27 protein-coding genes are annotated in these 25,720 nt (G+C 34.5%); 2 read left to right on the top strand and 25 right to left on the bottom strand.

Annotated features, from left to right (window positions below; genetic code table 11):
• Positions 1-173: 173 nt before the first annotated feature.
• The 4 genes from ACFSCX_RS00415 to ACFSCX_RS00400 form a co-directional block, all read right to left on the bottom strand.
• Positions 174-1,622 (bottom strand): PAS domain S-box protein, encoded by a 1,449-nt coding sequence (locus ACFSCX_RS00415; protein WP_377926098.1) that lies wholly within the window; start codon positions 1,620-1,622, stop codon positions 174-176.
• Complete coding sequence (locus tag ACFSCX_RS00410; RefSeq protein ID WP_377926097.1) at positions 1,619-2,440, bottom strand: alpha/beta fold hydrolase; 822 nt, start codon at positions 2,438-2,440, stop codon at positions 1,619-1,621. Before ACFSCX_RS00410 ends, ACFSCX_RS00415 begins: the two co-directional genes overlap by 4 nt.
• A 1,034-nt stretch (positions 2,441-3,474) precedes the next feature.
• Entirely contained in the window at positions 3,475-4,503 is a 1,029-nt protein-coding gene (locus ACFSCX_RS00405) for a DUF4238 domain-containing protein (RefSeq protein ID WP_377926096.1), read from the bottom strand.
• Positions 4,504-4,579: 76 nt separating this feature from the next.
• Positions 4,580-5,953, bottom strand: coding sequence for a reverse transcriptase domain-containing protein (locus ACFSCX_RS00400; RefSeq protein WP_377926095.1), 1,374 nt, complete (start codon positions 5,951-5,953; stop codon positions 4,580-4,582).
• Between the two features lie 105 nt (positions 5,954-6,058).
• Between ACFSCX_RS00400 and ACFSCX_RS00395 the strand changes: the two genes are divergently transcribed.
• Entirely contained in the window at positions 6,059-6,214 is a 156-nt protein-coding gene (locus ACFSCX_RS00395) for a hypothetical protein (RefSeq protein ID WP_377926094.1), read from the top strand.
• Between the two features lie 163 nt (positions 6,215-6,377).
• Here ACFSCX_RS00395 and ACFSCX_RS00390 read toward each other — a convergent pair whose 3' ends face one another.
• From ACFSCX_RS00390 to radC, 18 genes are all read right to left on the bottom strand, one after another.
• Complete coding sequence (locus tag ACFSCX_RS00390; protein WP_377926093.1) at positions 6,378-7,223, bottom strand: bacteriochlorophyll 4-vinyl reductase; 846 nt, start codon at positions 7,221-7,223, stop codon at positions 6,378-6,380.
• Between the two features lie 175 nt (positions 7,224-7,398).
• Positions 7,399-7,788: a hypothetical protein gene (locus tag ACFSCX_RS00385; RefSeq protein WP_377926092.1), complete on the bottom strand. Its 390-nt coding sequence runs from the start codon at positions 7,786-7,788 to the stop codon at positions 7,399-7,401.
• Between the two features lie 126 nt (positions 7,789-7,914).
• Positions 7,915-8,166: a hypothetical protein gene (locus ACFSCX_RS00380; RefSeq protein WP_377926091.1), complete on the bottom strand. Its 252-nt coding sequence runs from the start codon at positions 8,164-8,166 to the stop codon at positions 7,915-7,917.
• Between the two features lie 259 nt (positions 8,167-8,425).
• On the bottom strand, positions 8,426-10,168 hold the full coding sequence (locus tag ACFSCX_RS00375; RefSeq protein WP_377926090.1) for a DUF262 domain-containing protein: 1,743 nt from the start codon (positions 10,166-10,168) through the stop codon (positions 8,426-8,428).
• A 20-nt stretch (positions 10,169-10,188) separates the two neighbouring features.
• Complete coding sequence (locus ACFSCX_RS00370) at positions 10,189-10,530, bottom strand: helix-turn-helix domain-containing protein (RefSeq protein WP_377926089.1); 342 nt, start codon at positions 10,528-10,530, stop codon at positions 10,189-10,191.
• Positions 10,531-10,831: 301 nt separating this feature from the next.
• The gene (locus ACFSCX_RS00365) at positions 10,832-12,508 is read right to left on the bottom strand and encodes a recombinase family protein (protein WP_377926087.1); all 1,677 of its coding nucleotides are present in this window, start codon (positions 12,506-12,508) and stop codon (positions 10,832-10,834) included.
• Entirely contained in the window at positions 12,483-12,635 is a 153-nt protein-coding gene (locus ACFSCX_RS00360; RefSeq protein ID WP_377926086.1) for a hypothetical protein, read from the bottom strand. Before ACFSCX_RS00360 ends, ACFSCX_RS00365 begins: the two co-directional genes overlap by 26 nt.
• 367 nt (positions 12,636-13,002) lie before the next feature.
• Positions 13,003-15,315, bottom strand: coding sequence for a phage/plasmid primase, P4 family (locus tag ACFSCX_RS00355; protein WP_377926085.1), 2,313 nt, complete (start codon positions 15,313-15,315; stop codon positions 13,003-13,005).
• A 29-nt stretch (positions 15,316-15,344) separates the two neighbouring features.
• Entirely contained in the window at positions 15,345-15,695 is a 351-nt protein-coding gene (locus ACFSCX_RS00350) for a hypothetical protein (protein ID WP_377926084.1), read from the bottom strand.
• Between the two features lie 393 nt (positions 15,696-16,088).
• On the bottom strand, positions 16,089-16,514 hold the full coding sequence (locus ACFSCX_RS00345; RefSeq protein WP_377926083.1) for a hypothetical protein: 426 nt from the start codon (positions 16,512-16,514) through the stop codon (positions 16,089-16,091).
• A gap of 156 nt (positions 16,515-16,670) precedes the next feature.
• Positions 16,671-17,048, bottom strand: a complete 378-nt coding sequence (locus ACFSCX_RS00340) for a hypothetical protein (protein ID WP_377926082.1) — start codon at positions 17,046-17,048, stop codon at positions 16,671-16,673.
• Between the two features lie 83 nt (positions 17,049-17,131).
• Positions 17,132-17,572, bottom strand: coding sequence for a hypothetical protein (locus ACFSCX_RS00335; protein ID WP_377926081.1), 441 nt, complete (start codon positions 17,570-17,572; stop codon positions 17,132-17,134).
• A gap of 8 nt (positions 17,573-17,580) precedes the next feature.
• On the bottom strand, positions 17,581-17,994 hold the full coding sequence (locus ACFSCX_RS00330) for a hypothetical protein (protein WP_377926080.1): 414 nt from the start codon (positions 17,992-17,994) through the stop codon (positions 17,581-17,583).
• A 532-nt stretch (positions 17,995-18,526) separates the two neighbouring features.
• A complete protein-coding gene (locus ACFSCX_RS00325) occupies positions 18,527-18,949 on the bottom strand; it encodes a hypothetical protein (RefSeq protein WP_377926079.1) in 423 nt (140 codons plus the stop codon).
• A 197-nt stretch (positions 18,950-19,146) separates the two neighbouring features.
• On the bottom strand, positions 19,147-19,449 hold the full coding sequence (locus ACFSCX_RS00320) for a DUF960 family protein (RefSeq protein ID WP_377926078.1): 303 nt from the start codon (positions 19,447-19,449) through the stop codon (positions 19,147-19,149).
• 11 nt (positions 19,450-19,460) lie between these two features.
• On the bottom strand, positions 19,461-19,817 hold the full coding sequence (locus ACFSCX_RS00315; RefSeq protein WP_377926077.1) for a hypothetical protein: 357 nt from the start codon (positions 19,815-19,817) through the stop codon (positions 19,461-19,463).
• Positions 19,818-20,209: 392 nt separating this feature from the next.
• The gene (locus ACFSCX_RS00310) at positions 20,210-20,515 is read right to left on the bottom strand and encodes a hypothetical protein (protein WP_377926076.1); all 306 of its coding nucleotides are present in this window, start codon (positions 20,513-20,515) and stop codon (positions 20,210-20,212) included.
• An 11-nt stretch (positions 20,516-20,526) separates the two neighbouring features.
• The gene (radC, locus tag ACFSCX_RS00305; RefSeq protein WP_377926075.1) at positions 20,527-21,036 is read right to left on the bottom strand and encodes a RadC family protein; all 510 of its coding nucleotides are present in this window, start codon (positions 21,034-21,036) and stop codon (positions 20,527-20,529) included.
• A 203-nt stretch (positions 21,037-21,239) separates the two neighbouring features.
• Between radC and ACFSCX_RS00300 the strand changes: the two genes are divergently transcribed.
• Positions 21,240-21,629 carry a Swt1 family HEPN domain-containing protein gene (locus ACFSCX_RS00300; protein ID WP_377926074.1) on the top strand — a complete coding sequence of 130 codons (390 nt, stop codon included), beginning with the start codon at positions 21,240-21,242 and terminating at the stop codon, positions 21,627-21,629.
• Between the two features lie 222 nt (positions 21,630-21,851).
• Here the strand turns inward: ACFSCX_RS00300 and ACFSCX_RS00295 are convergent, their stop codons facing one another.
• From ACFSCX_RS00295 to ACFSCX_RS00285, 3 genes are all read right to left on the bottom strand, one after another.
• Positions 21,852-22,088, bottom strand: a complete 237-nt coding sequence (locus ACFSCX_RS00295; protein ID WP_377926315.1) for a JAB domain-containing protein — start codon at positions 22,086-22,088, stop codon at positions 21,852-21,854.
• Between the two features lie 328 nt (positions 22,089-22,416).
• Positions 22,417-22,551: a hypothetical protein gene (locus ACFSCX_RS00290; protein WP_377926073.1), complete on the bottom strand. Its 135-nt coding sequence runs from the start codon at positions 22,549-22,551 to the stop codon at positions 22,417-22,419.
• Between the two features lie 165 nt (positions 22,552-22,716).
• On the bottom strand, positions 22,717-25,626 hold the full coding sequence (locus tag ACFSCX_RS00285) for a type I restriction endonuclease subunit R (protein WP_377926072.1): 2,910 nt from the start codon (positions 25,624-25,626) through the stop codon (positions 22,717-22,719).
• Between the last annotated feature and the right edge of the window lie 94 nt (positions 25,627-25,720).

Raw genomic sequence — 25,720 nt, 5'->3', positions numbered from 1 at the left:
TGCAATGTGGGCATTAAAATCCTTCTGAGAATCGTGTCTCGCGTATTTCGTCTAGAAGCCGCCCTCCGGACAGGAAGCAGGGTCCACTTAGCGATTCGGCCAAAAATAGGCACATTCTTTGCTCATTATTTTTTTGCATTTTATGAATAGCTTTCTGAGATTCCACCAAGCAACTAGTGCCCCGATGGAACATAGTTTTGCGGCTTTTCCCCAAGTGGCAAGAGCACCTCAACCGTGGTTCCTTTGTTCAATCTACTTGTGATGTTTAACGATCCTTGATGATCTTCAATGATTTTACGACAAACCATAAGCCCTAACCCTGTTCCCTTTTCTTTTGTTGTATAAAATGGTTCCCCAATTCTCTCAAGTTTGTCTTCGGGAATGCCTTCACCCTGGTCAATAATGCGTAAGAGAACACTCTCCTCATCGATGTTGTTAGCCATTATTATTACTTGTCCACCATTTGGCATCGCTTCTATCGCGTTTTTAAGAAAATTGATAAATATTTGCTTCATTTGATTTTCATTGCATTGAATGAAAGTCGGGACATTTTGTTCGCACTTCACTTCTACTTCAATATTATGTAAATGCATCTGTGATTCCATAAGTATGCAAACCTGTTCAAGCAAGGCTCTTAAATCCACTTGCTTTAATTGCTTAGCTTGCGGTTTTGCAAGGAGCAATAACTCGTTTAAAATGAGTTCAATTCGATTCAGTTCATCTGTCAAAATTTCAAAATAGTAAGGATTTCCGTTACCCTCTGATTCCATCAATTGATGAAATCCCTTGATCGCCGTTAAAGGATTGCGAATTTCATGGGCGATGCTCGCAGCAAGCTGACCCGCTAAGCTCAGTTTCTCCGAATTCAAAAGAAGCTCCTGGGTCTTTTTCCTTTCTGTGATATCGCGTATGATCGCGCTCCAGTAATATTCGCCATTCGTTTGCCAACAGTTAAGAGAAATTTCCGCAGGGAACTCTGTGCCGTCTTTTCGAAGTCCACTCAATTCAACCATTCGTCCAATCGCCATTGTTTGTCCTGAGGCACAGAGACGCTCCACACCTCGACGGTACGTTTCTATGAGATGCTCAGGAACAATGATCTCCATATCTTGCCCGATTGCTTCTTGTTCGTAATAGCCGAAGAGCTCCTCTGCCGCTTTGTTCCACGCTATAATTTTCATTCTTTGATTTGCCAAAATAATGGCGTCAATTGCCGATTCAACGATCGATTGCTTGGCCTGCTGCGCCGCTTTCTTCGTAAGAAGGAGCTCATGTTCTAGTTTGTGTCTATTCACTGTTCTGATAAGGATACAATCAAAGACAATCACTCCGTCCCGTTCGCAGCATATTCCATTAAAAAGGATTGGCACTTCAGACCCGTCGCCGGATTTCAAAGAGAAGTACATCTCCTCCACTTTGCCATGCATCTTCATCATAGGATAAATATAAACTTGGTAAAAAATCTTGCTTGACTCCGTTAGAATGGCATCCACTTGCCGACCCTCAGTATTGCTGCGCTCTGCAATGATCCACTCCAAGAGTTTATCATTAATCGACTGAATGATTCCGTCTGTGGACAGTGATAAAAATCCACACGGCATCTGATTTATATCTACATTCATATTTCTTGCAACTTTGAAAGGTAGTCTTTAATCAGTGCTACTGTTTCCTCAGGATGACTCAAATGAGGACAGTGCCCCGTTGCTTTCATAAATCGAATTTCGCTGCCTGGCATACGGCGATGTATATATTCGCCTACTTCTGTGGGTGCGATCGCATCATCAGCGCATTGCAAAACAAGCGACGGAACGGTCGCTTTCGAAAGATCCTTACGGTTATCGGAGAAGAAGGTCGCCCTTGCAAAGTTGACGGCGATATTCGGATCGGTCGAACAGAAACTTTCCTCCAATTCTTCGGACAAATTGGGGCGATCCTCATTTTTCATGATCATAGGTGCGAATTGGTTTGCCCACTGGATATAATTTTTCTCCATCATCTCAATGAGACCTTCGAGAGCGCTTATTTCAAAACCGCCAGCGTAGTCAGGAGGATCATTAATATAACACGGGGAAGGTCCGATCATAATTAAACGTTCAAAATACTTAGGATCCTGTATAGAAGCAATCAGTCCGATCATACTGCTGACAGAGTGTCCTACGAAAATAGCTTCTTGTAATTGGAGAGCAGCAAGAACATCTATTAAGTCTTGGGCATAACCCGAGAGTTGACTGTATTTTGTAGGGTCATAGAACCGAAGATCGGTCTTTCCTGCACCTACGTAATCGAAGGTAATAATTCGGTAATCTTTTTTAAAAGCCGGAGTGACATACCTCCACATCCTCTGATCACAACCGAAGCCTGGAGCGAAGATAACGGGCTTATCGCCAAGTCCTGTTATCTTCACGTCGTTTCGCTTTATAATATCGATGTTACGACTCACAATGAGCGCCTCCTTCATAAATAGAATAGGTAACACAACGAAAAAACTATTACTCTGAATTTGAAGTAGTACCTTAACGGTATATTAATAATTATTAGCGTAGTTCGACTCCACGTCAATAGGTTTAGTAGTAATGCATCTCCACTTATCATACCTGGGGCAACTTTCCGCACTCCGTTACGAGAGGTTAGAAATGAACGTCAAATAGGCCCCACCTAGCAGTAAGATGGAAGCTAGAGTATGATATTAAAGATTACGATCCGTGGCAGGTGGCCGGCAAAGATGAAGATCACGGCATAAACGGTTCCAGCGCATTCAATCAAACTGGGCATATAACCCTTGCGGGAATTCCTGTGGGATAAAACCTTTTGGTTTGTTTTGTTCGAGAGACTTCTTAATTTTACTTACATGTCGACAAACAGTTGATTCGCCACTTGTAAAATGAAATTCATCTCGTAATCTCTTGAAAACTCTTACTGATGTATGACGTTGCTTTGGAGGGGATTCCAAGACTTTTCGTAACCAATCAGTAATTAGGGGTATGAAAGGGTCCATTACGGGTTTTGATTTCTCTACAGTTAACGTATATTTGGGTAGTTAACTAGAGTCAAGAATTTTACGTATTGTTTATCTTGAAATATGTTGTTCTTTACTGATCCTGCGAATTGACCCCCCTAGTTTAAAATGTAAATTTCTGATAAACTCATAATCAGCCATCTCGTACATGCCTTTCCTCCTGAAACTAATAATGTGGTCAATTATTAGATTACAGGAAAGTGTTATGAGGTGTTCAATTTTTTGATGAGCGTTTAATCAAAAGTGGTACATTTTTAGATTAGCATTTACACTTTATTCTAACTTAATTAAATAAAGGCTTATTTTTATATAATATTGATATCCAAATAAACAATAATGGGCTAACTTAAATTAGATTGAACTTTTTCATAATGTGATTTCTTAATTGTAAGTAAGGTTATATTCTGTTTGCCACTCACTTGTGGTACGGTTCTCCGCAGTTTATCTAAATGAGGTTTTTATCCCATCAGAAACCTACTCCTATTAATATCCTTAAGTTCTGGATGTTTTTCCATCAGCTCTAAAGCCAAACGTAAATTTTCGCCTTTTGAAAAAATATACTTATAGGATTGAATTACTTGAAGCTCATTATAGAAATTTATGTATTCTTTAGGAATATGAATAAATCTATTGTATAACGGTATATCTCTTTGGAAATGTTCAACTTCTCTCATCACTAACGCTAATTTTGGTGTAATTGGGAAAATTATTTCTACACCTTTACTACCTAGCCCCTGATGCTCTTTATGACCATAAAAAACTAATGGATTATCGGATGTATAAAATAAGTTTTCTGTTTCGTTAACAGCAAAAATCCAAATATGTTTTAAAAATATCTGAGCAAATGATTCTAATAATTCTGTGTCTATTAACTGCTCATTATGAATTAAATTAACCCTATTTTCTTTCAACTTTATTTCTAAACTTTCCAGAAATTCAGAATCAATTTCATTTTTTAAACCCTTCCGAAGTAATAGCTTTGTACCTTTTTCATACATTTGAATTATCTTTTCTCGGTACTCTTTTGTCCTTACAAATTGGATCGCCAAATAGTAGGCAATTGTTGCCTTGTCTTCCTCTGGTACTACTTGCACTTTTGTATACATATTTGCTGGTGTTAATGTATATTTTGTAATGATATTTTCAAAGGGGTCAAACATTGTGGTTTCAACTTTTGTTGCAAATACATTTTCTAAATGCTGTTTATCTACTTTATCGGTCAAATCCTCAATTCCGTCTTCAATAGTAATCCCTTCCGCTTTTGCCTCTTCAAGAAGTTTATGGAAGGCTACATCATAAAAGTATCGTTCAGAGGCATAATTCTCCACATTCTGATTTTCCCTTGATTCTTGCTTTTCTTTATCAAAAATATTGAAGCGGTAAATATTTTTATTTTTCTTTTTTTGAGCCACTGCAAATTTTCTTAGGTATCTTTGAGGAACATAATGCTGATTCTTTACAATTGATTTCCCCATATTATATTTCACCTCACTTAATCGATTCAGCTAAGCATTATTATTAAAAAGGTCCAACTCTTGAAAAGAGTCAGACCTTCCAAATAATTTATTTAGGCTCTTCCAAACGAGACTTAATTCTCTTCCAATGATTTTTCACTTGAGTTTCCATAAGGTTAACTGTATTAGAATTTTCATCAAAAATTCTTTGTGCTCTCTCAGCATAACTAAGAAAATTCCCATGTCCTTTCTTACTCTTACCCAAGTGAGAGTAATTCTTATATAACTCTCTCCTATAAGATTTACGACCAAACTCTTTTGATTTCCGATTGCATATCCTTACTTTACGATATGCTCTTGTATAATACTTAAAAAGACTCTTTTCTCTAATTCGAACTTCTTTACCATTAAAACTAAACCCTAAATAGTCTAATTTTGTCTCATTAAATTCTAAATCTGTAATCTGATTATCAGAATAAAAATAATTGCCTGTTTTTTCAGGTTGTATTTCTAAATTTGGAATCTGTTCTTTTATATCATCCACAATTTTTTGGTGAATTTGATGGTTATAGTCCTGGACTTTTCCTTCAATAGGAATAACTATAATTAAATCATCACAATATCTTCTATATAATCCCTTTTGTCCTTTTACATATTTTTCTATTTTTTCATCAAAATCTAGTAAATAAATATTAGAGCAGACTGAACTAATACCTGCACCTTGAGGAATTCCATAGCTCTTAGAATTCTTGTAAATATTTTTATGCTTAAAAGCTCTGAATTCCTCTTCTGTAAAATATTTATAACTATTTTTAATTTCACTTTCCGTGTACTTAGCTTTTAACTCTGCTTCTATGGTATCTTTAATAAAGTAACTAAATCTTGTTATATTCTTGAAGACGTTATAATAATCGTCTGGTAATGTATCCTTGTTTAGAACATATCGGATTTTCTCTTTAAGATACCTATGGTCTAATGTATCAAAGAAATTAGTAAAGTCAGCAACAAAAATATATGCACTTTTCTGCACTTTTATAAAATCAATAACTTCTTTAGCGAAGTTAATATTGCTTTTTCCAGAAAAATTATTTCTATATGCCGTCGCAACTTCATTAATACCTAGTTTATCTACAACATAATTATAGTGGTTATTTAGCTTGTCTCCATAGTACTTATATATAAAGCTATCAATGTGAGAGGCATAAAAAATTTTACGCACTTTTTCTTTTGGTTGTTTTTCTTTTCTGCTATACTTTTGAAATTTAATTTCAAAATGCATAAACGGATAAAATCCATGTTCAGCAACCCATCGAGGATTTTGGATTTTACCCTTAACTTTTTCAATTGATTTTTTATTATCAAGGTGCTTATAACCCTTTATACGATACTTTTTTTTATTCATATTTGGCAGAGCTAGCAAGGGTATGTAATCGTAGCCTATTACTCTATTAAAGAAACCCTTGCAAGCATACTCTCCTTTCAAATTATAGACCATCGCTAACCTATAAAGAGGCTACTAAATGCACTAATAGCTTATACTATAATTAGTATATTGAATTGGTTAATTATGACGATTGGAGGTATCCAAATGCCAAGTTATTCAGAAGCGTTATCGTTTGTAATTAGCTGGGTTAGCCTTGTTATTACAATTGAGATAAAGCTTGACAGAAATTCACCAATTTCCCTCATAACTACTTTTACGAGGCGTAATCTACCATTATTTTACCATTATCCTTTTAATTAAGTCAAAATAATCCAAATACTTAACTTAATATTTTGCTAGAATCCTTTTCTCCACCTATTTTCATATTTCAAAGAAAACTAAAAAAGAAGAATAGAAATCATCATTAGATGAAACTAAACTCTTCCCCTTTAGTCTTTTATACAACTCTTTGGGTTAATTATTCCTAATTCATTTGGCTTTGTGAATCAATAATTTCCTCTTCTAATTCTGTAAACTCTGCATCAATAATATCTGGCATTTCCTTTTTAATTACATTTATATCATTTTCTAAATCAGACATAGTATAATTTACCGATTCATGAAGAGATAATCTAAGTCGATTACCCATTTTCTTCATGGACGCATATGTCAATCCACCAGAAACAGCTCCACCTAAAACAGGAACTACCTTTGCTACACCTTTAGCAAATGTCTCTTTTGTTATTTTTACCCCTATCATAGCTGCTATCTTTTTAATTATAGGATAGTAGAAGGTTTTGGTTAGTGCTTTTTGAGGCAACTTTTTTAATACTTGCTGTGATATCCTTGAAGAAAGAACTTTCAAGGCTGAGGCTGAGCCGCCTACACCAAACATTACTCCAAGAAATAATATTAATTCTCCCCTTACTCTTTCTAAATCCAATTCATCGTCTTCCCACATATCTTTATATCCATAAAGATACGCTAACTCTTGAGCTAAACGTAATGCTACTCCAAAAAATTGTAGGGTATCAGCTGGTATTGTCGCTGCCATAGCTACACCACCAGGAAGACCAGCAGCAAAAGAAGCTCCTGAACTTTGAAGCGTGCGTCTTTCAATTAAAGATTTTGCAATTCTATTAATCTTTTCGGGATCTATCCCAGCTTCGATAGGTCCTAGTTCTAAAACATTACTTAATTCATGGGGTCCTATACGATTGGCAAGGGTTTTTGCTAAAAATTCATTTCTGTCTACCTTTACACCTGGTAATTTCATTGCATTAGAAACAATAAGTTCAAGTGAATTATTTCCTTCTACAATATTTGACATATGTTACCTCCCTATATTTACAACTTTTAACGAGTAAAAGAGAAAATCCTTACATATGTACAATTATACGAGCTATTTAAACATATTTAACATTTTTTTCCTGACAATTTATTTCATATTTCGACAATCTTATTTATTGCATTTCCCTGAGATGAAGAAAGTTATTATGGCTTTTTTACTCCTTTATATTAAAGTGAACTAAATAAGGAGAAGAGAAATCATCATCAGACGATTTCTCTTCTCCTTTAAGTGTAAAGCGATCAACTAAACTGTTATTAAGTTGTATTTGTATAGAATCAATTTTTTTCCTATCTATTATAGTAATCTTACTTATTAGTAAATGTAGCAAATGCTTCTTCTGTTCCGTAGTAACAGTCTCTTTAATAACTTTTTCAAAGTTAGTCATAACCTCTTTAACTACTTTTATTGATATTTCTACTTGATTGCTTTGATTCAACTGTGTTTCAAGAGGTTTTAGCCTATCTTCTAAAACTTGCTTCTCATCATTTATCTTTGCTAAACGATCGACTAATTCACTTTTACTCAAGCACTCTTTTGGGTCCATCTTTTTTTTCTATTAGTTGCTTCTTCCATGCACTATTCCTGCACCACAAGCTAGGCATCTTAATAGACCTGTTAGAGGATACTCCCCGATTTGAACTCTGTTTGGTTTTCCGTATTGATTTTAGTGCTAGAAACACTTTTTACATTTTTCCATCTTTTCAAATGTATAAATTGCTAACATTGGTTCCTCGGTAAAATAATATGATCCGTTTTTTCTGTTACTAATTATAACCTTTTGATTAAAATACATTTCTTTCACTTCGTAACAGGATGTATGATGGATACAGTTTTTAGGTAAGTTTTTATCTGTAATGGCTATATATCCATACCCTTTGTTTTTTACTTCTCTAAAATGCTCTAAACTTAATAATTCCTCCACTATAACACCTCCATTTAAAGAACATCTATTCTATTGATGTTTTATGTTAATTTCTTTGCTATCGTCACAGGATCTTAATAATTGAAATTATTTGAAGAAAGCTTTAAGTATTGTAACTAAATTCCAAACAAGTGAATTTGCGCAACTTGATCTCCGTCTGGAGCTTTTTGAATACATTTCTTTTAATTTCTATTCTAATTAATTTTAATTTCTTTAATGGACTTCCTATTAGTCTATTGGAAAATACCTACTAGTTAATTTATAATAATATTTTTGAAAGCTTTACTTTTATTAAAGCTTCTCTTTCAGTCAGAAACTCTTCGAAATTTTCTATTGATAAATCAATATCTGGAATTAGATGTCTACTCTTATATTCTTTAAGCTCATGATGATCTGTATATGTTTTTCCTAACCAATCTTCAAGCATCTTATTTGATTTTTCTTGGTTAGGAACTCCTTCTATCAATTGTAAATTTGCAATGTAATCATGATGATTGATACAAAATTCAACTGCTTCTTCTGTAAGGCCCGCTTTTTTTAACTTTGTTCTCGACCTTAACAAACTCCTTGGATGTATATGGTCCTGATGGAAGTTATTTTTGAAATCCAAATTAGGATATAGTAGTGAAAGAATTGAAAATGCATATCTGTTGCCATATTTAGTCCATAATAAATCTTCTATTTCTTCCTCAGTAAACCTTAGGGACTTATTTGTAACTCTTAAATCTGTCTTCAGATGTTCTAAAGGAAACCCAGCTAAGTTATTCTTTATTATTTCCCTTATTGGTTTTAATACGATATCAGGTTGTCCACCGAAAATTCTTTTTAGCAAAGCCAATACAGTGAACTTCCGAATATTTCTTTTATCATCGAGATTTTTTACCGACTCGACAAAATTATGAGGATTACCTTTTTTATATAGGTAGTACGCAATGGGAATAATTACATAATTAGCAGTCAAAGTTTTTGAATTGAAACCAAAACTGGAAACAAGCTCTACTGATAACCGTATTGATTGTGCAATTTCTTCCCATTCCTTTTCAATTTTAGCCATTGTAAATGAATCAAAATTATCAACTTTAAATGCAATATCACTAAAATCAGATAAGACTAAACATGTCTTTAGTACAAGATCTTTGTTAAAGTCAAACCCATCCCCTATATTATTAATCTCATCCACAAAGGATGTAATTGTTTTTCTTGCATCCCTTTGTTCCCATTGGGCAGTTGCAATTGATAGTAATAAGTCAGAATAACTTAAAGGTGTTCCACCACTATTTACTCGTATAAAGATATTTAGTACTTTATCTAACTCCTGTGATTTTTCTAAATAATAATTAATACAATTATTGATATGAATTGCATTATGTAAACGAAACAAAGTTTTATTGGCGTATTTTGCTTTCTCCTTTTCTACAATGTTTAACTCATTTTCAAAAAGGTAATCATTAATTTGGTATTGCTCTTTCAAATCAAGGATATCTCCAACCCTGAACCAATAGTTATTTTCATCCCTTACGGCTGCTTCTTTACCTGTTAAAAATTTGAAATCATAGGTCATATCATAATCTTCTGATTCCCGTAGGAGATTTATATATAAGCACCTTTCTGGATAAGCTAAGTCGTTATCGGCTCGCTTTCTTGGTAATTTATATGCATATGTTCCCTTAAGCCCTATATATAACGATGTTAAACGCTGTTGGCCATCAAGAATTGCTACTATATCTTCTTCTCCGCTGATGTTTGCTTCAACATTATGGGTATTGTCTCTTTCATGATATTCCCTTAGAAATTCATAGAATTTATATTTATTAATATTCTCTTTATTAACATACCAAAATAAAAATGCACCTACAGGGTAATCTCTTAACAATGAATCAAAAAGAGTCTCAATTTGTTCTGTGCTCCATACAAACTCACGCTGAATTGCAGGAAGTAAATATTTTTTCCGATGAATGTCGGTAACAACTTCTTTAATTGTAAGTGGTCTTTCAAATGCCATAATAACTTTCTCCTAACTTATTAGTATTTATGTGCTTTTACTAATCTTCGTACCTTAATATAAGTTAATAGCTCATGATATTCCTCTTCATTTATGGCTGTATCATCAAGTACTAATTCAAACCTTTTAATTGTGTCTCTTGAGGAAAGATCAAGAATGGACTTTTGATTTTGAATCAAATAATCTAGCGATACATTAAAGTACTTCGATATTTTTATTAAATGAGAAATACTAGGCTCTTTTTTATCTAGTTCATAGCTCCATATAATACTCTTAGTTAATCCGATCTCTTTAGCAAACTCTTCTGTGGTAATCCCCAATTTCTCTCTCAATTCTTTTATTCTATTACCAATACTATTCATAACAATCACTCTTTCTACAGTTATTTCCAGTTGTAAAATATTTCGACATTTACTTATAGATTCCCTTTTATATAACGTTTATTTATAGTCATTTTCTAGTATGAGAGTTATGAGAATTATTACATTAACAATCTTATACAGATACAGACTTATAGTATTTGAATCAGTATCACCCTCGAAACAGTGGGAAAATTAAAAGGTACTATGAGTGTATTTTTTACATGATTGAATAGAACATCATAAATTACCGGCACTCTATTATTTATTCGGGATCAGCTCATTACTTATTACTCGCCTCCTTTCAAATATTAAAATAAATAGAAAAAGGAGAAGAGAAATCATCTTCAGACGACTTCTCTTCTCCCTTTATAGTGAATCGATTAACCACATGGTTATTTAATTGTATCTGTATCGTATCAATCTTTTTCCTATCTTTAATCGTAATTTTGCTAATAAGTAGTTGTAACAAGTGCTTCTTCTGTTCAGTTGTAATTGTCTCTTTATATACTTTTTCAAAGTTTGTCATAACCTCTTTAACCACTTTTACTGATATTTCTACTTGATTACTTTGGTTCAACTGCATTTCAAGAGGTTTAAGTCTATCCTCTAACACTTGCTTCTCGTCATTAATCTTTGCAAGACGATTAACTAATTCGCCCTTACTTAATACACCATCTTCAAAAAGTCCTAGTACTTTATCTTTTTTACTAGTAATACCCTCAAGGGATTTTATTACTATTTGATATTCTTTTTGAACTGGGGCCATTTGGTCTTTATCTCCGTTATTAATACGTTCTACAACATCTTTAATCAATTCATCAGTATTGGTAAAATGGGCGATTTTATTTAGTACATACTTATCTGCATAATCTACTCTTATACTATTAGAATTACATGCTGCAGTACCTTTATTCTTCCATGCACCACATACATAATACTCAAGCACTCTTTTGGTTCCATCTTTATTCTTATTAGTAGTTCTACCCAGAACCATTCCAGCTCCACATGCTGGGCATTTTAATAATCCAGTTAAAGGATATTCCCCACTGTGGACTCTATTTGGTTTTCCCGTCCTCTTTTCAAGAATCGCTTTAGCTTTATTCCATGTGTCTTCAGATAATATTGGAGTATGATTTCCTCTCTCAATAACTGGAGAGGGATTAATATTATTTCTTCTTTTTTGACTCCAATCTCTTCTAACATTATAGCGAATATACCCAGCATAAATTGGATTAGTTAGTATCGTTCTAATTGCATTTATTGAAAAGTGGTTATTCTTTTTACTACGGTGACCTTCATGATTAACCGTGTTAGCTATTGATTTATAACCATTTCCTTCTAGATATAGCTGAAAAATTCGTCTTACTGTTTGAGCTTCTTTTTCATTAATAACCAACTTAGTGGATTTCTTCTTTTTATTTTCGTTCGAAACTTCAACTGTATCGTACCCTAATACTTGACCACCATTCCAGGATCCTTCCCTTGCTCTTGCAATCATACCTAACTTTACGTTTTCTGATATCTGCTTTCTTTCAAACTCAGCAAGTACAGCCATCATTTGAAAAAACATTTCCCCCTGGTGTGTCTCTGTTTCAAAATTCTCTGAATAAGATTTAAATGTTATTCCGTTTTCTTTAAAGTTCTTTACTACTCTAAGAGTATCCAGAATGTCTCTCGAAAGTCGATTTATCTTCCATACTATTACAATATCAAACTCATTGTTATTAGAATCACTTATTAATTGTTTAAGGGCAGGACGTCCATGAATGTTCTTTCCACTTATACCACGGTCCACATACTCTTTATATACTTCATACCCATACCTGTCACACCACTCACGTAATATTCTTACTTGTTCATCAATACTATAGCCTTCATCAGCCTGTTCAATAGTTGAAACACGAGCATATATAGCAACTTTTCTTTTAGTATTTTCACTAAAAATAAAGTCCTCACTTTTTAGTAACGAAGTATTCATCTTTACCTACCTCCACTAGTTTATTTTTATCTTTATCCTTACTATTAGTTAAGTAATTTGAAATCATTTCAGCCAAGATATCAATTATTAAGTTATATTGTGTCTTGTATTCGTTCTCGTTCATCATAGAAATCCCCCTACTACCAATATCATGTATATAATATCTACTTATTTACCCATTTGTTTCCTTAATAGATTACTAGTTTGGGCTAAGGGGCTAGGGGCGATGTGGTTACAAATGTTCTCCCTTTTTATTAGGTAGGGGGGATGGTAATATTTCAATTCTCTTATCCTTTGCCCTTATTGCCCATCTATTCACAAACCCTTTGAAACACAAGCCCCATTTGGAGGGCAAACCACTTATTTTCTGCCCTAATGTTGCCCTAATTGCCCTACCATTGCTTTAAATGCAACTTCATACTTATTTAACAATTTACTTCTCTCATAAAATCGACCTAAAAGGTTACATTTATTATCAACTAACTCCATTTTGCTTACAGATCATCAATTGATGGTTCTTCATCTACTTCCTGTTCAATCTTAAATTTTACTCCTGTTATATACCTCTTATTACCGCCTTTTGCTATTCCAAAAGGAATATTGTTATCTTTTAAAGTATCCTTTACCTTTGTAATAAAAGATCGTGAATTGACAAATTTATCAGATGAATGGCCATTATCAGAACACCATTTTTGATAAGCTCTTGATATAGTGTCATGACTAACCTTATCTAATTCATTCTTAGTGGATACAAATTTTTCTGATACAAAACTAGCTAATGGATTAAGGGTTTCAGTATATTCCTTAACAGCTTCATTAACAGCCCTTGATTCAGTGAACTCATAGTCTTTTTGACGTAGTCTCTCCAGTCCTTTTATAGCAAAGTTCAAAATCCCAGGAAGTTCAGATTTTAACTTATCAATAAGCCCCGGGTCCTTCTCACCTTTAGTAAAAGTTCGATTAAAGGGCACAATTAGAAGCCTTCTCTCAAAACCAAAGCTCTTATCCCGCGAATAGGGTAAATTATTTAAAGCAAATACTAATTTCACCTTAGGTCGATAGGCATAGCCTTGCTCGTGCTTTTTCTCAACTCGAATAGGGTCACCACTGACTATTGATTTAAAGTATTGGGTATTCAATCCATCCTTTGAAATCTCATTTTCTGTTGCTATATTAACCAACTTATCTACCAGTTCATATCGGGCAAAAGAATTGTCTAATTCTTGGAGAGGTACTGATGACACATTTTCTTCACCACAAAGACTTGCAAGTATATCTGCTAATACACTTTTTCCGTTTGAACCTCTACCAAAGAATAGAATTGCCTTTTGAGCTTTGTTTTCATTTGTTAAGCAGTATCCTAGTACCTCTCCTACAATAGATATTCTCTCTTGGTCTCCCTCAAAAATATCATGTAGAAATTTCATAAACTGAGGACAGTTAGCATTTGGATCATACATAATTGGTACTCGAATACTAGAGTAATATTTTTTGTCATGTGGAATGAGTTGATAGTTTATAATATCTAGCATTCCGTTAGCTAGATTAATATAACCTTTTTTAGAGTCGAGGATTTCTTCTCTCTTAGCTTCTACTTTTAACGCATTAATGTAGTTATCTTCAAGGACTATAGACCATACATCAGGTAAGTAACCATGTAAAATGTCTCTGAGTTTTCTTGAAAGATTATTTTTATCTAAATGAATCCATATTCCATTCTCATAGGTAAAAAATCGTTCACCCGCTGCAACGTGCAGTAAATCTAAATTTTGTAACAGATGACGAGCAAATACATTACCGTTTATTCCTTTGAATGAACCTGACTTATGAAAATTAAAACCTATTAATCTTAGTTTATCCTTTGACCATTGAGGAGCTTTTGATCTTTTTTGTTTTAATAAAAATGACCCAGGGCTGTTTTGGATTTCGCCATTTTTATTAAGTCGAATATCATTGTTGAAGCATTGAAGAACTTGCTGTTCATTACAACCTAATGTCATACACTTTGTTAGTCCTTTAATTGGATTCTTCTTTAGTTTTTCTAGTCGTTCTTTACTTTCAAGGTCGTGTTTATAAGATAGCTTTGAAAATAATTCAGCCGAATCGGAATGACCTAGGTTTGTTAATAGGGAGATCCAATTAAACCAAGTATCATAATCTAACCCGCTATCCTTTTGTAATTTAAAATCCTCTTTAAAAGCAGGACAACTCTTACTAAGAGTAGCAAGTGGAGTGATCTCTGGACGTAGTGTTTCCCTAGATTGATTATTTTTCTTCATCAGATTAAGCATCCAATAAGGTGCATCAGCTAATTCTGTTTCTATTGGGTGATTAATCCATTCATACCTAACTCCATTTAATCCTACAGACGGTGGCATTATTGTCATTTGACCCTCACCTAACAAAGCACATTCACTGTGACTTTCATTTGTATCTACTTTTGAAAACTTCTTTAAACCTTGAATATTTGTTGGAATACGGTATAAATACCGCATTCCGCCGCTAGGAGTAGAGAATTGCCATGTCGTTGGTATGTCACCTTGACTTAATTCATTTAGTATTTCTAAACCTCTTTCCCCATCTTGGTCAATTCCAACTATTTGGCTAGGAGTTCCTAAAGTCATACCAATATTGATTTCATCATATTTGTCAATCCAGTCATTAATTTCATCATCTGTAGGTTTATCTCTATTAGTCCAATTCCTAATTAATGGTACTTTCCCTTTACATGGAAAAACGGGAAGATTCCACTCTTGATATCTTTTTAGCTCATTATAAATATTTATATTGCTAATAATTTCAGTCATAATTAATCCCTCCTCCCTCGTTTTTAGTATTAATAAACACCATCTACTATTAGGTTAATTTTTTTAATGCTAGCTAGTTTCTCAGTACATGATTTAATTTCAGTTACAATCTCATTAGCGACACTTTCCAAATCCTCTAAAAGCTCAAAACCTGCTGCATTTCTACATAAGATAAATTTGGCAGCATCGGGGTTATAATTAAAATTTTCAATTAAAAAGTGTATATTTAATTCATTCAATAATTGATTTACTTTGTTAAGACTTTGATTAATTGATCCGTCTAAAGAGTAGGAGACTTCTATATACTTGAAAATAAAACATTCCGCCTTACCTTTATCTCCTGTGAAATCAAATGAAATATTTGCTTTGTTATTTAACATCATTATTCCTTCTTCCCTTCTAATTCAATTTTTAGGCTTATTATTTCTCTCTTGTTCTAGGCTCATTTTTTGATGTAACCGTTGGTGTAATATAAAACACAAAAGCATACAAATGCGCAGAGAGATTGTATATTTACGCTCCCTTCTGTTCCTTTGTAGAAAAAGCGTCTGTAACATGCTTCGCACTTAGTTAATGCCTGAATCTTGACTTTTGGCTTGTTTCTCGTCATTTTAGTCTTGCAAGAGGCTGCCCTAAACTCTTCCTAAAAACAGAAGTTTTGGACGTTATTGGTAATTTTCTTTTTGTTCATAAGGAGTAGCTGATCCCAATCATACCCAATCTTAATTAGGCTGAAAAAGCTCAGTTGTTTTTCAGCATTTCTAACCGGTATCTTAGCGCCAATTATTAATGTTTTTATCCAACTTTTTTTCCATTATTATGGTTTTTATTTGTCTGACTAAATCATCATTACTTGATGATTTTTGCAGTTTTTCTAACAAATCAAATAAATTTTTATGCCTTATTAATTCTTTAACGTAAGACTTCTTTCTTGTACTTACCAATACTTTATCAATGGTTATAAAGATGTCCTCGTGAATACATGTAAACTTCTTAAGAAAAAACCATGCTTTGGGAGTTATCTCAATTGCCCTAATTGCATTTTTCTTATTAGGTTCAAAAAGAAAAATTTCGCATGCCTTTTTTTGACGCTTTGTAAAATTGTTATCGATATAAATCCTTTGTACTAGATCTAACCTACTTGTCCTACCGTCAACATAGTTAATAACATAATCAATAATTTGTAAGTTCTTATCCAAACCCCTCACCTTTCCTTTCATAGATTACTCTGTAATTTCACTAATTTCCGGTTCCAATTGTTTAGTAAGGTTCACATGCATCTCATATGAATACTGATATCTTCTATATCATTTAATATTTTTAACGCCTTTTGAGTTACTTGTGTTAATGCTTCCCTAGTGTGTAAAACCCAAAATAGCGAACAATTGATAAGAATATTTAACTTTATTTAATTTTGGTACTATCGGTTTAACTTCTCTCTCCAAATGGCTGACAGCCTCACCTATACTTGGTAGCCTTAAACTATTTTTAACCTTACACATAAAATGGAATTTGTTATCCATTTCAAGTACATTTCCAATTTCAAAGTGTCTTTCTAAGACATTCATAAATTTTAAGATTTTCTTCTTTTCCTTTGGACCTAAGTTATCAATACTGAACACAACATCATCAACAAAACATCCTTTGACCGTATCTTTACTTGCTTCTTCTTGATTAAACTTTACATTCACCTTTTTATTTGCTATTTCTACTTCAAATTTTTTAATGATCATTTCGTTCCATCTCCTTTTTCGCTTTTCATCATGTATTTTTGATATTCTTGAAGTGCCATTCCCGGCTTCGAATGATTCTGTCCTTATAAACTTCCATATTTGTCATGCAAATATTGTTGATATATGACATCTCCATCTTCTTCAATTTCTAGGTTCAATCGGGCTGTCCAAGCTTTAATTGGAATACCTAGTTTCTCAATAGAAAAACATAATGAAATTTCAATACCTAAATTCAAGTCATTAATTTGATCGAGACTTTTTACTTCAACCCTTGGTTTTAAACCAAAATAATAAGTGATATTTTCTAATGATCTGTTAATAGTTGGTGAGGTAAGCTTATCTTTATAAGCGAAGTAACACTTTAACCCTTCTTCCATTTCACGTCTTACATGGAAGATATTTAGGCCTTGTTTTCCTTCAAAGTACTTTCGTGGTACATCGATAGCTATCGAATTGAAATACTTTTTGCTCTTTTCTAAGAGAATCGGTCCATCATGAAGAATGACAGTTACGCTCTTTCCCATTCGAAATCCTACCTTTCTAATTCTGAGATTTCCGCATTATCTTGCCTTAAGATCTCTACATCTAGGTCATAAGGTTCCTCTTCATGGAGACCGATATCAATCATCCATTTCATACAACCTTCTGGGATAAGAATGTTCTTACATGCTTCGTTTACTGTATCCCATAGGTCGTTCAGTTCGTCTAAGCTAGCAATTGGGTCAAAGACTGTATTGCCAAATTGAATACTAACTTCGCTTTCACCTAATTGAATATCGCTAAGTTCATATCCTGCAGCATCCGTTAAACGTTGGCACATTTTTTGAAACTTTAGTACACTTGTACCCATTGATTGTTTCGGTAACCTTACCGAAGTTGAGGTATGAATAAATACCTGATTGGCTTTTCCTTTTAAACATCCTTCCTTTTGAAACATAGCGTACATGTTCATCTCTCCTTTTCAATTATGGAACTAAACCGTGCTTTGATTTCATTTAATGGCAACAAAAAAGACGCCAAAGCATAACAAAGATTTCATAGAATTGGGCATACTTTTCCCGCTTCTATCCATTGAAATCTTTGTTGCTAAGGCGTCTTGTATCAGGCTTCGCATTTGGTTAATACCTGTCTTAGTGACTTTAGTAAGCATGGACACGGACAAACTTGGGTTGTCCACCAGTAAGCTTCCTTATTTGCAACAATCAAAGTGATTGTGATTTAGTTATTACCCAAATAATAATCGCTAATTCCAGTTATGTCGAATAGACAAACCTTCATTTTGCGAAGTACTACTTTGGGAATGGGGAGCAGTTGCTCCCGAATAAAAGTTGTCTGAATATTTTTTCTCCCTTTTTCTTTGATTTTCTATCTATTTCATTTTTTGTCTTCGCTTTAAATAAAGTCAAGTCTTTATTCTCCCCCATAGCCCGTTTATGAGCTATGAGGCATTTATTTATATTAATAAATATTAATTGATATCATTTATCTTGATTATACTTGTTCATCAATTGGTCTTTTATGCTGTCATTAATAAATTTAGTAATAGACTCTATTTGCTTATGATGCTGTAACATCTTAATAATTTGGTGAATATTCTTATCGAGGTAGGTAGTAACACGTACATGTGTTTCCGAAAAAGATTCCTTTTTAAATTGCTGCTTTAGTTTGAATGGCTTTCCATCTAACATAAAATAGTTTTGTTCCGATTGGTAATCATCTGGTAAATGTACCTCTTCCTCATACTCTTCAACTTCCTCTATTTCTTCGTATCCTTCCTCAAGTTCAACAACCTCTTTATCTTCTTCTAACTCTACTTCGTATTGATAATCATGGCCTAAAGATTGACTTTGACGACTAAGGTCTATATTTCTTTTTCTCCTCATTCCATAATATTGATTCATTTTTTAATGCCTCCCTCTCTGTATACATATAAGTTGATATTATGGTATACGTTGACGTATACGTAGACCCATTATTTTATTGTTTTTCTATCTGTATATGAAAAGCTGGCAAAAAAAAATATATATTACGATTATTGTATGAAAGAATACTAGCTGCTTGCTTATAAGTAGATTCATAAGCAAGCAGTAGTAGTTCATTAATAGTCTTCAGGAAATAAAATAATTATTCCTTCTCCACCCTGATCCATAACCCACACTTTACATTCTATAGGTTCACTTTTCACCAGCTCTAAACAGATGGTTGTTTCTCGATTCGGTTCCTCCTGCCTTTGTATAAGCCATTGCTTGTTATTTTCAATGTAGAATTCAAAGATTTGCAGATAGTCTTCTAGTGTTGACTGTTTCTCTACTATGTAATGAACAATGAAGTCGCGGTGTCCTTTGCTTAGTTTTTCTGATATAGTCTTTGTCATATATATTGGTTTATTTGATTCAAACATTACCATTCCTCCTATTGTTGCAACCATTGTTCAAACCGTTTATCTATAGTTCCCTCCACAAAAAATAGTACATTCATTTGATGATCATTCATAATTCCAATTCGAAAATAGGAACAGTCTACTAGCTCTTCTTTTTCGATATATTCGACGTGTAACATTTGCTTTACAATGAATTGGGCATCTTCTTTTCCTTCTAGGTGATACATACAGGACTCTGTTGGTAATCGGAATTCAATCAGTGTTTCTCCTGTTTCCTCTGCTTCGTACCAACTCAAAAATTCAGATTCAATTTCTTTGATGTATTCGATGGGAACACTACTCCTTGCCTTTAACTCTTCAATATCTGAAATATGTTGAATCATTTTCATGAACTTCGTCTCCCTATTACAACCTTTTCTGAGTGTTAATTGCTTCTCCACATGTACAATAAATGTCCTTGTGCAAAACTAGTTACATTTTAATAGAAACCATTTTGAACTGTACCTGAAATAGATTGAGTAGCTGCAAAACACCTCCCTCCAAATATAAAAGAGTCATGAATGTACTTAAATTACATTCATGACTCTTATCTTTTAATAATTTTTATTATTTGCTTAATTGTGCATGTAGTGCACTGACAATAACACGAACAAGGCAATATTTTCATTGTATTTTCTCCTTTCACTATTTAACTTTTGTTACTTCTTTAAAAATTTCAGTAGCAACTGCAATAACGACTGGAATAACAATTTTATCCCACACTAATCATCACCTCCTTTCATCAAGTAGTTTCTAAATTTATGTGTTGAAAGTGAACTCGTTCTCCATCTTTTAAACAAACTAAAAAGAGCGGATTATAGGTTGCTTCTTCCATTGCAATGCCTAAAATCCACTCATTTTCTGCTTGGTAGCTATATAATTGAAATAGAACTGAATCTGGTAACTTGTTTTGAATCTCAATAGGAATTATTGTATTATCCAATTCATCAATGCCTAGTATAACTGCTTCATTAGCTATTTCTCTTATTTCAATATCGACTTTAAACCTATCCTTCATAAATGTTTTGAAATACTCCTGTGTATACATATTTACCTCTCCTAAATATAACCTTTCTCTTTTAAGCTTATATACGTTTTATCCCCCACAATAATGTGATCTAAAAGATCTATTCCAATAATCTTCCCTGCTTCTACTAACCTTTTTGTAACTTCAATGTCCTCTCTACTTGGTTCTACCTTCCCTGATGGATGATTATGACCTACAATAATTGAAGCAGCATTGGACAGTATCGCTGACTTCATGACTTCTCTTGGGTGAACTATGCTAGCATTCAAACTTCCAATATGACAGACATTAATTGATACTGGTTGGTTTTTTGTATCTAAAGCAATAACTACAAAATACTCACGGTCTTTTTCTCCAAGAAACTCTTTTAATAAGGTAGCACCATCTTCTGGAGATCGCACTGAGCGTTCCTTATAAAGTAGGGATGACTCTTTTACCAGTTTTAATGAAACAATATTAACTCTTTTAGCTGGTTTTCTCTGCTCCTCCTTTACAAAATCAAGTTGAAGTTGTAATTGGTTTCTACTAAGATATTTCTCCATTTATATTCCTCCATTAAAATAGCCCTCCCCCATTAATTTGGGTTAGAGCAATTGATATAATATCTTTCAAAATAATAATATATATTTAAAAATCAACTTGATTCAAATGTGTACAAAAGTGGAGCTTTTGTAATAAAAATGTAATATTATGTAAATTAAATTAATGCTACTATTAATACAAAAAGGAAAGGAGCCTTATAAGTTTGGAAAATACTGAAGTACAATTTATGATGTTTTCCTATAAAAAGCTTTATGTTAAAGAGACATCTCTACGAAGAATTATTAAAGAAAAAATGCACGAAGAATACGGTCCTAACTGGCAACACATTGCCCCTATGAAACACCACAGGCGCTTCATTAAACCCATAGATGTTATTAACCTCCACGAATTGCTAAACTACTTTAACGTTTTTCCTCCATTATTTAAAGTTTTCAATAAAAGACAAAAAATTTTACTTTCACAACTGCCCGCTATCAGGAATAAGATTGCGCATTGTCACTTTCTGAACTCATCTGCCGAGGCTTTACTACATGAGATTTATAGCTTTGTTACTTTATTAAATAATAAAGTAAGTTTAGAAATAAATACTTAGAATCTATTCATCTATTCTTTTTTAACCATTTTTTATTATAAACTACTATCATTATTCTCTTTTATTAATATCGAATTCAAACCTACCCTTTATAAATGTTTTGAAATACTCCTATATATATTCACTTCTCCTAAATGTAGCCTTTTTCTTTTAAAGAAGTATAGGTTTTCATCGCCAACGATGATGTGGTCGATTACATGCTAATAATTTTTCCTGCTTCTACTAATCATTAGTCACTTCTGTTTCTTTCTTGCCTGGTTCCACTATTCCCGATGGATAATTATGACCAACTATTATTGAATCAGCATTAGACAGGATAGAAGATTTAATTACCTCTCTAGGATCAACTATACAGCATTTAAAGCTACCTATATGACAAATATTGATGGAAACTGGCTGATTTTTTGTATCAAGTGCAACAACGATATAATGCTCTCGATCCTTGTCCTCAAGGAACATTTTTAGCAATTTGTAGCCATCCCCTGGAGATCATACTGATCGTTCCTTGTAGAGAAGACTTTACCAGTTTTAGAGATATAATGTTAATTCGTTGTATATTGCAATTGAAAACTGGACCAAATATTAATTGAAAATTCCCCCTTTCGATTGGAAATTATTTTTTTAGAATTGCTCCCCAGGGGCTTTATATGGAGTGGCGGGCATGATACCCTGATTCGGGACCGGAAGCCTTGGCGCTTCGGACTTCCGGGTTGAAATCATGCCCGCAGAGGATCCATGTCAAGCCCCGAATGACGAGAATAAAATAATAGATTAACTGGAAATTTCGCTAGTGAAGAATGGTCCAATATAAGTTGCGAAATGGGGGAATTTTTAATTGCGAAATACAAATTCGTTTTGCCGGAGAGTTCGTTTCGTCTATTGCTCCTTGGGCATCTTTTAGCTTGTAAGATTTTTTTGGCATACTTACATTCTCCTTGGTCGTTTTCTTTTGACAAAATATAACCTCTATCCTAAATGGGATAGAGGTTCGTATTTTAATTTGATAATTTCATATCAAATTGATAATCTATAAATATTTTTACATATAATACAATTTTATACATACTGTTTCGTAGGCAGCCAACGATTAATAATATTGCTCGATATAGCTATAAGACTTATCGAATACTTCTTTATCCTTAATCTTGTACTTGATCCAGATGACACTGCGAAGCGCCTTCTTAACTTCATTCTTACCTGCAGTAGTTCTTTGCCAGCCATCGAAACGAACAATCTTTACGATGTCGTCAATATCGGCTACGATACGTTCAACAATGATAGGAGTATTTTCATTCTTAACGCCTTTAAAGAGCTCTGTAAGAGCAGCTTTACCACGGTCGATTTCCTCTTCAGGGACAACTTCCTTCTCTGCCTGCGCTGCCTCTCTTGCAAGTTCCAGCAGGAGTTTCAGGAACTCAATGCTAGTAATCAAGCCCTGTTCATGGCGATCACGTAGTTCTTCAAGCTTCTCGCCAAGTTTAACGAATTTAGGGTCATTTGTATGTTCACGAATCTTAGCAACCAGGTCGATTTCTACCTTCATGGTTGTCTTTCTAACATCCTTCTGCTTACGGATAAACTCGTCTATCAGGTTTGCATCAAGCGTAAGGATATCAAGGTCATCATGAACCTGGCCAACTTCGATGTTTGCGTGAACGAGCTCCAATGTCTTAGCACCAAGAGCTGCCCATACAAGCGCACCACGATTGTCCGTCGGCTTTACAGACTCATAAACTTTACTAAGCCATATATAGTCGAATTTGTATTTATTAAGGAATGGATCAGGGGACAGCGCATCCCAGGCTCTATTCAGAACACGGTAATCTGCTGCGAACTCATCCTTATCTTTATTTGTAGGAATACACTCCTGTGCTGCAAGTAAGCCTTCCCAGCCTTCAACAGTACGGTCAACACCCATAAAGTAACTTAGGCACTTTCTAAGAAGCGCAGGAACCTGCTTCTTGACTTCTTCGATATTAGTAATAACTTTCTTCATGCTGGCTTCATCGAAGTCCAAAGCCTTAGCGACATTATCAAAAATACCGATGTAGTCTACAATCAGTCCATGTGTCTTGCCTTCATCATAGGTACGGTTTGTACGGCAGATGGCCTGTAGAAGGTTATGATCCTTCATCGGCTTATCCAAATACATCGCTTGAAGAATAGGGGCATCAAACCCTGTTAAAAGCTTTGCAGTTACTATAACCAACTTCAGAGGATTGCTCTTGTCACGGAACTGATCCAAAACCTTTGCTTCCTCATCACGACTGCGGCGATACTTCTTATAACGGTCTTCCTTATCATTGTTGGTATCCATAACGATTGTGGATGCTTCAGAAGGAAGCAGCTTATCTAGCTCTTCCTTGTACATAAGGCAGCTCTCACGATCGTATACAACAATTTGGCCTTTGTAACCGTTAGGCTCAATCTTCTCTTTGTAATGCTTTACGATATGCTCACAAACCTTGCGGATACGCTTAGGGTCATACATAATTGCCTTCATATTTACACGTTTAGAAAGCTCTGCACGGTCAGCATCTGAAAGCGTTTCCGTTAGAGCATCAAACTCAGCATTTACTTTATCCTTATCAACATGGAGGTCAACTGGAACCGGCTCGAAGTTAAGCGGTAGAGTTGCATTATCCCTGATGGAATCAGAGAAGGTATATCGACTTAAATACCCGCTCCTATCTTCAGTTGCTCCAAAGGTACGGAATGTATTCTTATCAATACGGTTTATAGGCGTACCAGTAAGTCCGAAGAAGAATGCATTCGGTAGTGCTGAACGCATCTTTTCACCGAGATCACCTTCTTGAGTTCGATGAGCCTCGTCGACCATGATGATTATGTTATCTCTAGGATTGAGAACACCTTCAACATCGCCAAATCTGAAAATAGTCGTAATGGCAATCTTACGAATGTCCTGCTTGAAGAATTTCTCAACCTCTTCCTTTGAAGCAAGTGACACTAGGTTCGGAACATCTGAAGCATTAAAGGTTGCTGTAATCTGTGTTTCCAGATCAAGACGATCATCCACGATTACCACAGTTGGATTCTTAAGCTCAGGAATCATACGAAGCTTCTGTGCAGCAAATACCATCAGCAATGACTTACCAGAGCCCTGGAAATGCCAGATAAGTCCTTGCTTAGGATATCCAGCAACAACACGCTGCACGATAAGGTTAGCTCCTTCATACTGCTGATAACGGCAGATGATCTTATACTTTACATGCTTCTTGTCTGTTGCAAAAAGGGTAAAAAACTGGAAAATATCCATAATTTTCTCAGGCGTAATCATATCTCCTACGCTGATTTTAACATCGGCAAGGCTACCTTCTGACTTATGGTCAGGAGTATGCCAGGGTCCCCACATATTGATAGGCATCCCGACAGAACCATATCGATAGCATTTACCTTCAGTAGCGAAGTTGAATACGTTAGATACGAACATTTCAGGGATACTCTTTTCGTAGGAAGCTATATCGCTGGCAGCGTCTAACCAGGTTATAGCATTGCGTACCGGAGTCTTCAGCTCACCAATAGCAATCGGGAAACCATTTATCAGCAGAACGATGTCAAGTCGCTTACCATCCTCCTTTTTGGGATAGACCCACTGGTTCGTGACGATGTACTCGTTAAGCACTAGATCTTCCTTTTTCATTGTGCCGAAAAATCGTATTGGAATCATTCGACCATCTTTACCGAAGGGATAGGCGTTTTCCTCAAATACCATCTTCTTAAAGAGCTCATTCTGAGTGATAAGGTTACGTGACTGCACCGACAGAATGATTGTGCGCAGTTTATATATAACCTCATCCGCACGGGATGGTTCTTCTGCAATTTCTGGGTTCAGGCGGATAAGGGCATCTTTGACCATAGGCTCTACCATGACATCGGAATAAGTTCGAGGCAGCTCTTCAGCGGGGATGTAATTCCAACCATTGCCCTTAAGGGTTGAGATTACCATCTGCTCCATTGTATTATCTTCGTTGAACAAAAACGTTTCCTCCCATCATAAAGTGTTTCATATCCATGCCGGACAGCAACTTTGCGTCGGCCGGCAGAAAATGTTATTACTTACTTCATTCGGC

This window comes from Bacillus salitolerans (assembly GCF_042680805.1).
Classification (GTDB): domain Bacteria; phylum Bacillota; class Bacilli; order Bacillales; family SA4; genus Bacillus_CJ; species Bacillus_CJ salitolerans.
The sequence above is the reverse complement of the archived record's forward strand: the minus strand, read 5'-3'. Positions and strand labels throughout refer to the sequence as shown.